14 protein-coding genes are annotated in these 15,557 nt (G+C 43.9%); 5 read left to right on the plus strand and 9 right to left on the minus strand.

Annotated elements, in window-relative coordinates; all coding sequences use genetic code 11:
- Positions 1 to 19: 19 nt before the first annotated feature.
- From cphA to RM544_RS07920, 8 genes are all read right to left on the minus strand, one after another.
- Positions 20 to 2,839, minus strand: coding sequence for a cyanophycin synthetase (gene cphA, locus RM544_RS07885; protein ID WP_311361215.1), 2,820 nt, complete (start codon positions 2,837 to 2,839; stop codon positions 20 to 22).
- 162 nt (positions 2,840 to 3,001) lie between these two features.
- On the minus strand, positions 3,002 to 3,820 hold the full coding sequence (locus RM544_RS07890) for a cyanophycinase (RefSeq protein WP_311361216.1): 819 nt from the start codon (positions 3,818 to 3,820) through the stop codon (positions 3,002 to 3,004).
- A 5-nt stretch (positions 3,821 to 3,825) separates the two neighbouring features.
- A complete protein-coding gene (iadA, locus tag RM544_RS07895) occupies positions 3,826 to 4,974 on the minus strand; it encodes a beta-aspartyl-peptidase (protein ID WP_311361217.1) in 1,149 nt (382 codons plus the stop codon).
- 136 nt (positions 4,975 to 5,110) lie between these two features.
- A complete protein-coding gene (gene typA / locus RM544_RS07900; RefSeq protein ID WP_311361218.1) occupies positions 5,111 to 6,940 on the minus strand; it encodes a translational GTPase TypA in 1,830 nt (609 codons plus the stop codon).
- Positions 6,941 to 7,092: 152 nt separating this feature from the next.
- Positions 7,093 to 7,653, minus strand: coding sequence for a YceI family protein (locus tag RM544_RS07905; protein WP_311361219.1), 561 nt, complete (start codon positions 7,651 to 7,653; stop codon positions 7,093 to 7,095).
- Positions 7,646 to 8,245 carry a cytochrome b gene (locus RM544_RS07910; protein ID WP_311361220.1) on the minus strand — a complete coding sequence of 200 codons (600 nt, stop codon included), beginning with the start codon at positions 8,243 to 8,245 and terminating at the stop codon, positions 7,646 to 7,648. Before RM544_RS07910 ends, RM544_RS07905 begins: the two co-directional genes overlap by 8 nt.
- 10 nt (positions 8,246 to 8,255) lie before the next feature.
- The gene (locus RM544_RS07915) at positions 8,256 to 8,888 is read right to left on the minus strand and encodes a YceI family protein (RefSeq protein ID WP_311361221.1); all 633 of its coding nucleotides are present in this window, start codon (positions 8,886 to 8,888) and stop codon (positions 8,256 to 8,258) included.
- Positions 8,889 to 9,050: 162 nt separating this feature from the next.
- Positions 9,051 to 9,215 carry a hypothetical protein gene (locus RM544_RS07920; RefSeq protein WP_311361222.1) on the minus strand — a complete coding sequence of 55 codons (165 nt, stop codon included), beginning with the start codon at positions 9,213 to 9,215 and terminating at the stop codon, positions 9,051 to 9,053.
- Between the two features lie 156 nt (positions 9,216 to 9,371).
- On the opposite strand from RM544_RS07920, the gene glnA reads away from it, so the two are divergent.
- The 5 genes from glnA (at position 9,372) to RM544_RS07945 (ending at position 14,889) form a co-directional block, all read left to right on the plus strand.
- Complete coding sequence (gene glnA / locus RM544_RS07925) at positions 9,372 to 10,781, plus strand: glutamate--ammonia ligase (RefSeq protein ID WP_311361223.1); 1,410 nt, start codon at positions 9,372 to 9,374, stop codon at positions 10,779 to 10,781.
- A 145-nt stretch (positions 10,782 to 10,926) separates the two neighbouring features.
- A complete protein-coding gene (locus tag RM544_RS07930) occupies positions 10,927 to 11,472 on the plus strand; it encodes a DUF4124 domain-containing protein (protein WP_311361224.1) in 546 nt (181 codons plus the stop codon).
- Between the two features lie 125 nt (positions 11,473 to 11,597).
- On the plus strand, positions 11,598 to 12,695 hold the full coding sequence (glnL, locus tag RM544_RS07935) for a nitrogen regulation protein NR(II) (RefSeq protein WP_311361225.1): 1,098 nt from the start codon (positions 11,598 to 11,600) through the stop codon (positions 12,693 to 12,695).
- A complete protein-coding gene (gene glnG / locus RM544_RS07940) occupies positions 12,688 to 14,097 on the plus strand; it encodes a nitrogen regulation protein NR(I) (protein WP_311361226.1) in 1,410 nt (469 codons plus the stop codon). The genes glnL and glnG overlap by 8 nt, the downstream gene beginning before the upstream one ends.
- A 174-nt stretch (positions 14,098 to 14,271) precedes the next feature.
- On the plus strand, positions 14,272 to 14,889 hold the full coding sequence (locus RM544_RS07945; protein ID WP_311361227.1) for a pilus assembly FimT family protein: 618 nt from the start codon (positions 14,272 to 14,274) through the stop codon (positions 14,887 to 14,889).
- A gap of 20 nt (positions 14,890 to 14,909) precedes the next feature.
- Here the strand turns inward: RM544_RS07945 and RM544_RS07950 are convergent, their stop codons facing one another.
- Positions 14,910 to 15,512, minus strand: a complete 603-nt coding sequence (locus RM544_RS07950; RefSeq protein WP_311361228.1) for a LysE/ArgO family amino acid transporter — start codon at positions 15,510 to 15,512, stop codon at positions 14,910 to 14,912.
- Positions 15,513 to 15,557: the final 45 nt, after the last annotated feature.

The raw sequence follows: 15,557 nt of genomic DNA on the forward strand, positions 1-15,557 counted from the left end.
ATCAGACTTGGCTTGAAAGCTAGTCTGATTCCTCGTCGCGCTCTACAACAATATGGACACCTCGATCGTCTTGCACAATGCGCTGGCCTTCCTGCAGCTCAAATTTATTTTCCACCGGAGCGAAAAGCTTTTCTGGGTAGTCTTGAGAAGGAGCGGAACTGCCTTCTTCAGGCACCTCTGTCGCGTTATTGAAGTGGACTATCTGTTTCCAACAGCGCGTAATGTTGTCGCCCAATACAATCAATAAATCGCCAGGGTGGCAACTATTTAGGGCTGCTTCTACACCCTCTTCTTCACTAGGAATCACTTCGATTGAATCTTCGTCAACGCCTGCGGCCATCAAGGTACGTTTAATCAACTCAGGCACTTCATCGTGACCACGACCTCGACGATCATCATCTGCTTTACACACAAAAGTATCAAAAGTAGAGGCGATACTATTTGCCGCGTCAATAATGTCTTCGTCTCTTCTATCACCTGGCATTGCCATTACAATGCGGCGCTTTCCTTTTACTTCTAGTCTGGCGGCTAAATCGGTAATCGTTTTGATTGCCGCAGGATTATGAGCGTAATCTAGAATAACTTTAAATGGATGCTCATCGAAAATATTTAAGCGACCCGGTGCTTGATAAAAAGACGTGTTGAAAATACGTAAACCTTGGCGAATATCTTCAAGAGAAGTATCAAAACTGTAGGCCATTGCTGTAGCAAACATGGCGTTCTGCACATTGTGCATTGCTTTGCCTTCTATCGTCGCTGGGATTAAATGCGTCCAAAGTAGCGGAATATGGGCGCCTTTGTCATAAATAGTGATCATGTCACCGTTTATACCTTTTTCTAGCACAACGGCCATGCCGCCTTGACGGATATGTTCACGAACTAAGCCATGACCAGAGTCCACCGTGACATAACAAATCTGTTTGGCTTGGCAGAACTCGGCCATTTGCAAGCAGTGAATGTCATCTGCATTTAGCACGACACAATCTTGCGCAACCTCTACAACAACACGTTTAATCTGCGCCAATTGTTCAAGTGTATTAACACCGCGTTGACCAAGGTGATCTGCGGAAATATTTAGACAAGCACCGACATTACATGTGCTATAACCCAAGCCTCGCTTTACAATGCCACCTCGAGCGGTTTCCATAATAGCGAAATCAACGCTAGGGTCGCGCAAGACTATTTGTGCTGAAGTGGGGCCGGTCATATCGCCTTTCACCGTTAGATGTCCATCGATATAGACACCATCGGTTGAAGTCATACCTGTGGTAAAGCCAGCGCTTTTCATAATGCTTGCTAGCATGCGTGAAGTTGTCGTTTTACCATTTGTTCCAGTGATACCTGCCACGGGGATACGCGAATCTGTGCCTGCAGGGAATAACATGTCCATGACTTTACCAGCCACGTCTCTAGGTTGACCTTCACTGGGTGCAACGTGCATCCTAAAACCTGGAGCAGCATTACATTCACAAATACCGCCGCCTATTTCTTTATAGGAACGGCTAATATCGTCAGTGAGGAAGTCAACGCCACCAATATCTAAGCCAATGGCGCGAATAGCTCGAATGGCCATGTCTTTGTTATCCGGGTGCACAATGTCGGTGACATCGATAGCAGTGCCGCCAGTCGATAAGTTAGCCGTTGAGCGTAAAAAGAATACCTGCCCATCTTCTAAGACTGTGTCTTTGTTCACACCGCCTTCTTCCATCAGCCTTTCAGCTTGGGTATCGAGTTCTAAACGAGTGAGTACTTTTTCGTGCCCAACACCGCGGCGAGGATCTAGGTTGACGATTTCTATGAGTTTTTCAATGCTATCCTTACCATTCCCAACAACATGACCGGGTACACGCTTCGCGACAGCAACCAGTTCATTGTTCACAACCAGCATGCGGTGGTCATAGCCTGTTAAATAGCTTTCCACTAAAACTGCGCGACTCGTGCCATGCTTTTGCGCTTCAGCGAATGCCAATTCAACCTGTTCATCGGTGGTCAAATTGATACTCACGCCACGACCGTGATTTGCATTGAGGGGTTTTAGTACGACGGGATAACCAATGCGCTTTGCTGCTCTAATAGCCTGACGATCGCTATAAATCATCAATTGTTGCGGTACAGGTAAACCCAAGTCGTTCAGAAGGTTGTGCGTATCTTCTTTATCACATGATATTTCCACTGCGATATGTTTTGTTTCGCTAGTGATAGTCGCCTGAATACGTTGCTGGTATTTTCCATGTCCGAACTGTACAAGACTGTAGTTGTTCAAACGCAGCCAAGGTATGTCTCTTTGTTCTGCGGCAGCAACCAGCGAAGCAGTGCTTGGCCCAAACTCTTTACGTTGCGCCATTTTAATGAAATCAGTGAGCTCATCTGCAAAATTGAAGTCTTCTTCAATATCTGCCCCAATTGCTTCTTGTACATTCTTTGGCATCAAATGTGTCAACAGCTTTAAACCAAGTGTGCCAGCTTCAAGGCCCACGTCACGCTGTTGATATTGATAGACAACGTAATAACAGCCGGGCTTTTCCAAGCTGCGAGTGCGACCAAAGGTTACGTGTGACCCCGCGAGATTCTGCAACTCGATGGCGACGTGTTCCCAAATGTGGCCGATCCACGTTCCCTCATCTTCTCTCAAGCGGCGTAAAAAACCACCTTCCTCACCATAAGAGCAGCCATGTTGTTGCAAACTCGGAAGCGCTTTTACCAAACCTTCAATAAAGTCTGTTCCTAGCTTAACGGATGGCCACTTTTCGAGCTCACCTAGGTCAATCTGGTAGCAGATAACAGGGAAGTTAGCATAGACATTTGGTCCGACAAAAACACTCTTGTTTAAAATTTTCACTGTGACGATTCCCTTTACTCTTCTGATGCCGCTGCGTTTTTTGATGAAGAAGCATTTGATTTTATTTTTATCAATCTAAACTACATAAAAAAGGTAGCTTACGCTACCTTTTAGAGTTTTTTCTTTATCTACCAAGGGATTGCACCATAAAAGTGCTGGCTACTAGCTCACGTAAGCCTTTCGCTCGCTTATATCGAAGCGTCCACCAGAAGCAAGAATGTGAACCTTTAAATTGAGTAAGGTGAGAGCATCACCAGTGCGAGCTTCTGCCATAGATGAATACTCTATGTCACTGGGATCTACGACAGTAATTGCACCGCTGCCGACTACGGTGAAAACATTGTTGTGGTCAATGAATGCAGCAGTATCTTCATCGAGTCCTACTCCAACTAAGAAGGGATTATAGCTAACAGCAGATAATAGACGGGCTAAACGGTTACGTTCATTAAAGTGTTGGTCAACAACAATCGTGTTGATTAAGCCCATTCCTGGGGCCAAGTTTACGCCATCCTCAGTAGGAACAATGCCTGTGCTTCCACCGGTGATCATGTGCTGAGAGACAATAGCGGCACCTGCAGAAGTACCTGCGTAGTTAACACCTTTTGCATTCAATTGACGAATACACTTCGCAATTGGAGTGCCCCCCAAAATGGTAGAAAGCCTTAGTTGATTTCCGCCAGTGACGAAAATACCGGTGCTCTTTTCTAAGGTAGAAACATACTCTTCTTTCTGTGCATCACTGCGCTCAGTAATTGGCAAAGAATAGGTTTTCTTCACGCCAATCTCTTCAAAAATCTTTTGATAGCGAGGACCCGTATCATCCAGTTGTGAAGCCGTGGGTATAATTGTTATCACAGCATCTTTTCCGCCAGATAGCTCAACGAACTTCGCAAGAATTTCTGGGTTGTCTAGTTTTTCTTCAGCACCACCAATAGGAATAACGAATCCCCTTTTGGTGCCTTCTATAGTAGGAGAGGGCATAATATTTACTCGAATGTACCTTTAAGGGTTTGTTGGTTGTCTCTAACATGCCAGCGGCCCATTGCCATGACGTGTTCGATACGTTTTTGTTTGTTTAGAATGATGAGGTCGGCATCTGCGCCTACTTCAATTCGTCCTTTTTGATGGAAGTTCATTAATTTTGCAACGTTCAAAGTAAAGAAAGGCAGAAAGTCCTCTATCTTTTGGCCGTCGTCTATCAGCTCGTAAAAAATGTCCGTCATTGACTGTGAATCGGCAAAGTCCATTTTGCGTAAACTGCCATCACAATTAAAATCAGGTAAGCAACCACCGCCATCCGAACTAATCGTCAATTTATCTTGGGGTAAATCTTGCTGCATGTATCGGAGTAAGGCTTCACCTGGCTCAAATCCCACCTTGCCAGTCTCAAACGCAGTAACATCAACCCAACATCCTCTTTTTGCAAGCTCACACGCTTCTTCAAATAGAAAGCGTTGGCGATTAATATGTGTCGGGTTGTAAGTTCTTGCGGGTATTTCAGCTGTGTCCAATGCTTGTCGAATGAGTTCTAGGCCACGTTTCCCATCACCAAGGTGCAAGTGCAACATTCCGGCTTTTCCTGTCATCAAGCGTGCGACGTGGGCTTCGGAAGCAATTTTCAATAATTCATTTAAAGTGGGTTGGCTAGAACGATGGTCGCTGATTGCCAGCTCACCAACACCAATAACAGGTTCTATAAACACAATATCGGTTTTCACCGAACCTGTTAGTGTCGTCGGTGGTAAATGATAACCGCCAGTGTAACAGTAGGCTGAAAAGCCTTCTTCACGCAACGCATACACTTGGGCTACTAACGATTCAGTGCTGCGGGTTGTATCGTCTGTGCCGAGTAAACCCACCGCTGTCGTCACTCCAGCGCGCGTAAATTTGCTCAAAGGTACCGGTGGAACGCGAGTTGAAAAACCTGCTTCACCACCGCCACCGGTGATATGAGTATGACCATCCACAAACCCAGGTAATAACTCACAGCCATTAGCATCAAGTACTTCATGTTCTATATTCAGCTCAGGTAGCGTGTCACCCATATAAACAATCTTGTTTTCAGCGATCACAATATGTTGTAAACCTAGGGACGAAGGCGAATAGACATTGGCATTTTTGATGATAGTGATCACTGTATATTGGCTCTGTTTATTGTGATTAGCTGGTTGGTCGCATTCTACTGTTTATAACAATAAAAACACATCATTGTTTTAGATAGAGCAAAAAAAAAGACCGTCTAAGGTCTTTTTTTTTGAGGTGAAGTCAGCCTTAGTCTTTCTTGGGACGACTAGCACGCTTACGTTCGTTTTCAGTCAATAGCTTCTTACGAATACGAACTGACTGCGGTGTTACTTCAACAAGTTCGTCATCATCGATGAATTCAAGCGCTTGCTCAAGTGTGTAAATGATTGGTGGAACTAAGGTTTGTGCTTCATCGGTGCCAGATGCACGAACGTTAGTTAGTTGCTTACCTTTAAGCGCGTTAACAGTAAGGTCGTTGTCACGACTGTGAATACCAATCACCATACCTTCGTAAACTTCAATACCATGGCCAATAAACAAGCGACCACGTTCTTGCAGGTTAAATAATGCGTTAGTTAGTGCTTTACCTGTTGCGTTAGCAATCAATACACCGTTCTTACGTTGACCAATATTGCCACCTTTGTGCGGACCGTAATGATCAAATGTATGATACAACAATCCAGACCCAGACGTCATGGTCATGAAGTCTGTTTGGAAGCCAATCAAACCGCGACTTGGGATAATAAAGTCGATTCTTACACGGCCTTTACCATCTGGAGACATGTTGGTCATTTCTGCTTTACGCAAACCAAGCTGTTCCATCATAGCGCCTTGATGTGGCTCTTCTACGTCAACCGTTAGGGTTTCGTATGGTTCCATCAATTGGCCATTCTCTTCTTTTAAGATAACTTCTGGGCGAGATACTGCCAATTCGTATCCTTCACGGCGCATGTTCTCGATAAGAATACCTAAGTGAAGTTCGCCACGACCTGAAACGCGGAACTTGTCCGGATCTTCCATTTCTTCAACACGCAAAGCTACGTTATGAACCAATTCGTTTTGAAGACGCTCTAGGATGTTACGTGAAGTAACATACTTGCCTTCTTTACCTGCGAAAGGAGAGGTGTTGACTTGGAAAGTCATGGTGACTGTTGGTTCATCAACTGACAATGGAGGAAGTGCTTCAACTTCGTTGACATCACAAATGGTGTCAGAAATCTTAAGCTCACCTAAACCTGTTATCGCGATGATGTCACCTGCTGCTGCAGAATCAACGTCATGACGGTCAAGACCAAGATACCCTAATACTTTACCTACTTTTCCATTACGCTTTTCACCAGCAGCGTTAACGATAGTGACTTGTTGATTCACTTTAACAGTACCACGCGTGATGCGGCCGACACCGATAACACCAACGTAAGAGTTATAGTCAAGCTGAGAAATCTGCATTTGGAAACCGCCATTTGGATCAGCGTCTGGTGCAGCAACTTGGTCAACAATAGCTTGGAACAATGGTGTCATGTCATCGCTTGGCGTGTCTGCATCCAAAGATGCCCAGCCGTTAAGCGCTGAAGCGTAAACGACATTGAAGTCTAATTGGTCGTCGGTAGCACCTAAGTTATCGAACAGATCGAAAACTTGGTCAATTACCCAGTCTGGACGAGCGCCTGGCTTATCAATTTTGTTAACAACAACGATTGGCTTAAGGCCTTGAGCAAATGCTTTTTGCGTCACGAAACGCGTTTGTGGCATTGGCCCTTCTTGTGCATCAACCAAAAGCAATACTGAGTCAGCCATTGACATAACACGCTCAACTTCACCTCCGAAATCGGCGTGCCCAGGAGTATCAACGATATTGATTCTGTACTCGTTCCAGTTGATAGCTGTGTTTTTGGCTAAGATCGTAATACCACGTTCTTTTTCGATATCGTTCGAATCCATTACACGTTCTTCGGCTTCGCCGCGGCTTTCCAATGTGCCTGATTGTTGAAGAAGTTTGTCAACTAGGGTTGTTTTACCGTGGTCGACGTGCGCTATGATTGCTATGTTGCGCAAATTTGCAATGGATGAAGACATGTTTTACTCTCAAAAAATATAATACGCAGGGAAAAATCACCCTAGGATTGTTGGGCGCGGATTGTACAGAGTTATTGTTCAATTAGCGAATAACTTTATCGTTTTCGGCGTAAAAATCACAAATTGTTCATAAAGAGCAGAGAAATAGGCTGCTAGTTTACGTTAAGTAGCATATTCATTTTAATTATTTGGCTCACCCACTCAGCGTCTGGGTCTGAGTCCATGCCAATTTTGTACTTGAGTCTGTCAATGTCGAAACTTGCTTCAAGTTTATCACCTTTGCTAATGAGCACAAAAGATACAGGGTGGGTAAGGCCTCGTAGGCTCAGGTCACCACTCACCTCATAATTATCGCCTTTTTTCTCAATCTTCGTACTGACAAATTTTCCTTTGGGGTGGTTCTCAACATCAAACCAATCACCCTCTGGTAGGGTATTGTCATAAGTTGAGTCGCCGGTTTTTGCTGAGCGCAAATCGAAGTCCGCTCGTATTGATGGGGCGTCATTTGGCGGTAAGACTAACTTGGCTGACCATTTTTCGAAAATACCCTCAAATTTCATTCCGGCATGTTCACCAGCGAATCTCACAGTGCTATTGCTGTTATCTACGTTAAGTGGCTCATCAGCATTTACCTGTAGACTTAGAAATACTAAAGCCACTGCCCAAATGAGTCCGATTTTGGCATTGTTGAAGGTGAGTCTAAGTTTATTCATTGCTATTTTTTCCTTGCTTTTTAGCTTCTGTATTTGCAGTCCACCACATTCTGCTCAGTAAATTCACGCGATGCCGACGCTTGTGCCAAATGACAGCGGCAATATGCCCGACAACCAGTACACTCATCACAATAGCATTTATCCAATGTGTATAGTTAGCCACGGTTTCCACTGTTTTATTGCGAGCAATACCTGGGATATGAGGCCACTTTATCCAATCAACAAATACAAAGGTAGGTAGACCGAAAGGGCTCGCTGACACCATCACCCATCCCGATAGCGGCATGACAACTAATACACAATATAGACCAATATGGCCGAGTTTGGCTTTCTGTATATCATTCTGATTAAATTCTGTTGGCTCTGCAGGCGCTTTGATAAAGATTTTAACGCCAACACGCAGCAAAATGGCCCATAGCATAATAACGCCTGCGGCCTTGTGTATTTGAAATAGTTTATACTGATCAGCTTTGCTGATATCGGCATAAACCATATATAAACCGCTGGCGAACATGAAAAGTAAGCCCAAGGCGATGCTCCAGTGCAACATAATGCTTAGGCTATGGTAGCGGTTTTTAGGTGCTGATGGCATTGCTGTTATCCTAGTCGTCTGATTTAACAAACTCACCTTCAATCATCACCTCAACGTCATCGCCAATACTCGGTACGTATTTACTCATTCCCCATTCTGAACGTTTTATCACCGTACTTGCTGAAAATCCCATGGTTGGCTTTCCACTGAATGGCTGGCGCAGCATTGCACCGTTAAACGTAACGTCTAACTCGACAGGTTTTACCACTCCTAAAAAGCTCAGCTCTCCCGTCATTATTGCGCTGGTATCATTGGTCATTTTGATTGAACTTGAAGAAAACGTTATAGACGCGAATTCACCTGCATTGAACCAGCCTTTTTCTGTTGCTAGTACTTTGTCGAAGTCTTTTTCGTCAGCCTTAGGGTAGGCCGTTTGAATAGACATCGGGTTTATTGTTGCTGTCACTTTTGATTTGCTAATATCACTGGGGTCAAAATCGATATTGGCATCGAAGTCAGCAAAACGAGCAACGTAGTCAGATAAACCAAGGTGAGACACCTTCCAAACAACTGAAGCATGCGTTAGATCAACGGCGTAGTTTCCTTCTGGCATGTCGTTGAACGGGCTTTTTGCGAAAACCCATGAGATACATCCGACTAAACTCAAGCTAATGGCGAGCGTGGCGATTTTTATAAATTTCATATTATTCCCTTTTAATTTTTATAAGAAGTGTCACACAAAAAAACAACGCTTCTACATGATAATAGTTTATGACTTCCTATCATATATTCATGATACTGTCATAACATAGATAAATCACATACGTTAAGATGCCGTGAATAGACCTATGATTTTTTGTATTTGTCACAGTCGTCTGACTTTTGTGGCTAATACACAATCTACAGAATTGGCTGCACCAACATGATCCAATGGTGCGCCACGATAGTGCACTGCTGAGGATGCTGAATCAGTAACGATCGTATGCAGGTCAGTGTTTTCAGGCCTATTTATTTGATTGCTAAGTGGCATGATTATCGCTTATAGTCATTAACCGCTGTTTTGTACGATTATTATTCTGTAAACAAGTTCCTTACACGAGCGAACCGTTTTAACTAAGGTATCTACGAAAGCGTTTTAAGATTTGTGCTTTGATAGTACAAGGACATTCACACATTGGAGGACATTATGTCAATTGAGTCGGCATTAGAACTAATTAAAGAAAGCGAAGCGAAATTTGTTGATTTGCGCTTCACAGACACCAAGGGAAAAGAGCAGCACGTATCAATCCCTACTCACCAAATCGACGAAGACTTCTTTGAAGAAGGCAAAATGTTCGACGGTTCTTCAATTGCTGGCTGGAAAGGCATTAACGAATCTGACATGGTGTTAATGCCAGACGCGTCTACCGCAGTACTTGACCCATTCTCAGAAGAGCCACAAGTCAACATCACTTGTGACATCTTAGAGCCTTCAACGATGCAAGGTTATGACCGTGATCCACGTTCAGTTGCAAAGCGTGCTGAAGAGTATTTGAAGTCTACTGGCATCGGTGACACTGTGTTGTTTGGCCCAGAGCCAGAGTTCTTCTTGTTTGACGATGTTCGTTTCCATACTGATATGTCTGGCTCTTTCTATAAGATTGATGCAGAAGAAGCTTCTTGGAACTCAGGTGCTGAGTTTGAAGGCGGAAACAAAGGCCACCGTCCAGGCGTTAAAGGTGGTTACTTCCCAGTAGCTCCAGTCGATTCAGCTCACGATACTCGTACAGCAATGTGCTTGGTAATGGAAGAAATGGGCTTAGTTGTTGAAGCGCATCACCACGAAGTTGCAACCGCAGGCCAAAACGAAATCGCTTGCCAATTCAACACGATGGTTAAGAAAGCTGACGAAATCCAAATTTATAAGTACGTTGTTCATAACGTTGCAGATGCATACGGTCAAACAGCGACATTTATGCCGAAGCCACTAGTGGGTGATAATGGTTCAGGCATGCACTGCCACCAATCAATCGGTAAAGATGGCAAAAACATCTTCGCGGGTGATAAGTATGCTGGTTTGTCTGAAGAAGCCTTGTTCTACATTGGCGGTATCATTAAGCATGCTAAAGCAATCAACGCTTTCGCAAATGCATCGACAAACTCTTACAAGCGTTTGGTCCCGGGCTTCGAAGCTCCAGTTATGCTAGCTTACTCAGCGCGTAACCGTTCTGCTTCTATCCGTATTCCTTTCGTAACAAGCGATAAAGCGCGTCGAATCGAAGTACGTTTCCCTGACCCAACTGCAAACCCTTATTTAGCATTTACTGCTATGTTGATGGCTGGCCTTGACGGGATCAAAAACAAAATTCACCCTGGTGACTCTATGGATAAAGATCTATATGACCTACCAGCTGAAGAAGCGGCACAAATTCCTCAAGTAGCAAGTTCACTTGAAGAAGCACTAGCTGCACTTGATGCTGATCGCGAATTCTTAACTGCTGGCGGCGTAATGAGCGACGATATGATCGATGCTTACATTGCACTTAAAGCTGAAGAAGTTGAGAAACTGAACATGACAACTCACCCAGTTGAGTTCGAAATGTACTACAGCGTTTAAGGACTTCATTATTTAGTGTAAATAGCCGATATATCTATGATAGAGGCAAGGTGCGTTGATAAGAGCACCCACTAAATATAAATTTTTATACTAAAGCCTGTTTATACAGGCTTTTTTTTTGCGCGGAAGACGCTACACTAATAATATGAAGAAAAGTATTGTTTCAAAATCACTTATATCCATGCTCGTTGGCACGCTTGTGCTAGCGACCCCAGCCCTTGCAGGTAAGATTTATAAGACGATTAATGAAGATGGGACAATTACTTATTCTGACACACCAAGTCCAGGTGCCATTGAAGTCGATTTTGCTTCGAACACTACGACAGTTGTGCAAAACCCCACTGTAAAAACAAAGACGAATAAGGTCATCACGCAGAAGCCTCAGGTTCAATACAATTTAAGTATTCTAGCACCAAGCCCTGAAGCGACTATTCGCAATACAACGGGTAACGTGAGTATCTCTGCTGACTTGTCTCCGCGCGCCGCGGGGCACTATGAACTGTCTTTACATGATAAAAAACTCCGCTCTAGCTCAGGTAGCTTCTTGATTAAAGATTTACCTAGAGGCGAATATTCCTATCAAATAAATTTCGTCGCAACTTCAGGCAAGGTAATTGCATCGTCTGAAGTAAGACGCTTTTTTATTCACAAACCTTCTGTGTTAATCAAGCCACAAAATAACGTTAATTAGGTTTTACCGCGCTACGTCACTGACAAGCTTCACATTTATAGTGCATTCATTTGGGTGCAGACGTAGACGGGGAAAACGATTATGATAGTGCGTTGCACGATTATGGTGCATAGCATGGGGATTTTATGGACGACCGTTTAGCCGCTCTCAATTTGTCACCTATTCAGCTGCGCAATATGCTGAAAACAGTGGTTATCATAATGGATGAACACTTTGATATCTTATATGTTAATGATGCGGCTCTTGCCCTGCTCGAAACGGGCTTAAAGCAAATTCATGATCGCAAGTTTTATGAGTTCTTTATTGAAGATGGTATTGAGCGAGCAACGTTTGAAGACGCGCTGCGTAACCGCGAAGATTTCAGTGAAACCGAAGTACAACTGTGTTTCAAAGATGGCCGATGTGTTCTTACTGATATCACCGCGACTTGTTTTGATATTGATGATCAACGTTTAATGTTGCTCGAAATAAGACAAATTGATAAACAAAAGAAAATTACGCAAGAAACTCAGCAACATGCTCAGCAGCAAGCTGCCAGAGAGCTTGTTCGAGGCTTAGCGCATGAAATTAAAAATCCGCTTGGTGGCATTCGAGGAGCCGCGCAGCTTCTCGAGAAAGAACTCACTAACCCTGATCACAAAGAGTTTACGCAAATGATCGTAGACCAATCAGATCGCCTGCGTTCTCTTGTCGACAGGTTGCTAGGACCGAATTCATTACCGCAGCTGAAATGGGTAAATATCCATGAAATCATCGAAAAAGTGCGCTCAGTGATTGAATTGGATATTAGTCATAACATCGCTTTTGCTCGTGATTACGATGTCTCTATTCCCGATATGTATGTGGATCCCGACATGGTACAGCAAGCGCTACTCAATATTGCACGCAATAGCATGCAGGCCTTGATGTCATCAGAGACACCTGAAGCGTGTATTACTTTAAAAACCAGAATTGAAAGGCAGTCTGTGATCAAAGGTAAGCGGCATGGACTGTGTGCCCTCATCAGTATTATTGACAATGGACCGGGTATTCCGAGAGAGCTAAAAGACACTGTTTTTTATCCCATGGTTACCTCTAAACAAAACGGAAATGGATTAGGTTTGTCAATTGCGCAAACCTTAACCGATCATCATAACGGCAAAATAGATGTAGAAAGTTATCCTGGCTACACCGAATTTACGCTCTATTTACCGATAGAAAAAAGGACGAATAGCAATGAATGAACCTGTATGGATTGTCGATGACGACAGTTCAATTCGCTGGGTGCTTCAAAAAGCGCTACAAGCGGCCAATATTGCATGTGTGAGCTTTGAAAACCCAGAAGACTTATTACTTCAGATCCAGTCAGGGCAAGCTCCGCAGATTGTGATTTCAGATGTAAGAATGCCTCAAATGGATGGGATGACATTACTTCAAGAGATTCATCAGCACTACCCCGATATGCCGGTCATTATCATGACAGCGCATTCTGATTTAGACAGTGCAGTTAATGCTTATCAAGGCGGCGCATTTGAATATCTGCCAAAGCCATTTGATGTGGATGAAGCGGTTACCCTTACCAAGCGTGCTATTGAGCATGCCAACGAACAAAGTAAATTAAAGCAAGTTGCACCGGTAAACCCGAGCGCAGAAATCATTGGTGAAGCGCCAGCAATGCAAGAAGTGTTTCGTGCAGTGGGCCGTTTATCCCGCTCGTCCATTAGTGTGTTGATTAATGGTCAATCTGGCACGGGTAAAGAACTTGTCGCGCACGCTTTGCATAAACATAGCCCACGTGCTGCAAATACCTTTGTTGCTTTGAATATGGCTGCAATTCCCGCAGATTTAGTCGAATCAGAACTATTTGGACATGAAAAAGGGGCTTTCACGGGCGCAGCTGCCGCGAGGCAAGGGCGATTCGAGCAAGCAGATGGCGGTACGCTCTTTTTAGATGAAATAGGTGATATGCCCATCGATGTGCAAACTCGCTTATTGCGAGTACTTGCCGATGGTCAATTCTATCGAGTCGGCGGACATAATCCTGTCAGTGTTGATGTGCGTATTATTGCAGCGACTCATCAAAATCTCGAAAAGCGTGTCGCTGAGGGTAAGTTTAGGGAAGATTTATATCACCGTCTGAATGTCATTAGAATTCACATTCCATCGCTAAACGAGCGGAGAGAAGATATTCCTTTGTTGGCTGAACACTTCCTTGGTAAGGCTTCAAAAGAACTCGGTGTTGAAGGCAAAGTGCTGAGTAAGCAAGCTGCTAAAACGCTCACTCAGTTAACTTGGCCGGGTAATGTTCGTCAGCTTGAGAATACCTGTCGTTGGTTAACGGTCATGGCAAGCGGACAAGAGATCCATCCTAACGATTTGCCACCAGAGCTGATGTCAACGCCTGAGGAGCATAGTTCACAATCTCAAGTTGATGATTGGACTTCGCTATTGTCGCATTGGGCTGACGAGCAGTTAAGCTCAGGTAAAGATAATATCTTGGGAGACGCTGTACATACGTTTGAGAAAATATTATTAGAACGAGCCCTGAAATATACACACGGTCACAAGCAGGACGCGGCGAAGAAGTTAGGGTGGGGAAGAAATACCCTCACTCGCAAATTAAAAGAGTTAGATTTAGAGTTATAAAATTCGCTTCAAGTTTTCTCTCCGTGATGCAAAAATTGTGGGTGGCGTATACTCGGTTATTGATGGATATACGCCTCTTATCTCGAGTTTCGATGCGCCATCCTATACACTTTCCTGAGTAATACAGTGCCATGTCGCTGTGACCTTTACTTCTTCTCGCAAGGACAGTGTTTCATGAGTCAAATAGTCGCTAGTGCAAATTCCTCTTTATGTTCAAAAGTAGGGCACAAACAAAGGGGTTTTACCCTAATAGAACTCATAGTTACCTTAGTTATTATGGGAATAATGTCTGTTATTGCCGTGCCTCGTTTTTTTGATTTCGCCACTGATGCCAAAGTTGCTTCTTTGAAAGGGGTGGAAGCCAGCTTAACGACTGCGGTACGAAACATTCAAGCCAAAGCAAATATTGAAGGTCAGACGCGTGTTACTGCTGGTGGCGGTAGTGGTACATCGTTCAACTTCGATGGACTAACCTTGACGATCTATAACCAAGGCGTGCCTAGAGAGATTTGGGCTAACGGATTTGAACAACTACTGGTCGGTGATTTCAACTTTGTAGGTCGCGGTCCGACCCAACTCGATACAGAATGCACAAGCTCTGAATTCTGCGTAGTTGATAACTTAAGAATGAACACCATCATCAGCGGTAAAAGTGGTTACGGTATTTTTTTCTTCCCGAAAGGCTACACCCTGAATGATATGTGCTTTACCTATTATGCTTTTGCACTCGGTGCCGGTGGTTTTCTTGATTACAAAGAAGTCGAAACTGTGACTACTGGTTGCTATTCGTAAGTTACATTGCGCAAAGTGTGTTAAATCAATAGATTGATGGCCAAGAGCAACATGACTAAACCGATGATGCCTTCTAATATCTTCCATGCGTTGGGGTTTTTGAATACTGGGATGAGCAATCGAGCGCCGTATCCGAGTGAAAAGAAAAACACAAATGACGCAATAACAGCGCCCATTCCAAAGGCGAGTTGTTGACCTTCATACTGCGTAGAAATCGATCCTAGCAAGACCACAGTATCTAAATACACATGCGGGTTTAACCAAGTAAAAGCCAGGCAAGTTAATAAAGCTGTTACTAAACTACCGACCGCTTTACCTTTAGCTTCTAATTTATGGTTAGTGGTCAGCGCCGATTTAAAACTCAGTGCCGCATAGACCAGCAAAAAAGCAGCGCCAGCGTAGCGAGAAATCTGCTCGATAAGTGGAAACTGCTTTACGATGGCGCCAAAGCCGGCGACCCCAGCAGAAATCAGGACTGCGTCAGATAATGCACAAATGAAACAAACAGCAAACACATGCTCTCGCTTCAAACCTTGTTTCAATACAAACGCATTTTGTGCGCCAATCGCTAGAATGAGAGAAATCCCTAAAGCAAAACCAGCGAGTGCAACCGATAGATCCATGTGACGTCCATGTATAAAAAAAACCGTAGCCAGCAATATAGCAGG

Origin of the sequence: Brumicola blandensis (assembly GCF_031846165.1) — a bacterium.
In the GTDB taxonomy this organism is placed as follows: Bacteria; Pseudomonadota; Gammaproteobacteria; order Enterobacterales; family Alteromonadaceae; genus Glaciecola; species Glaciecola blandensis.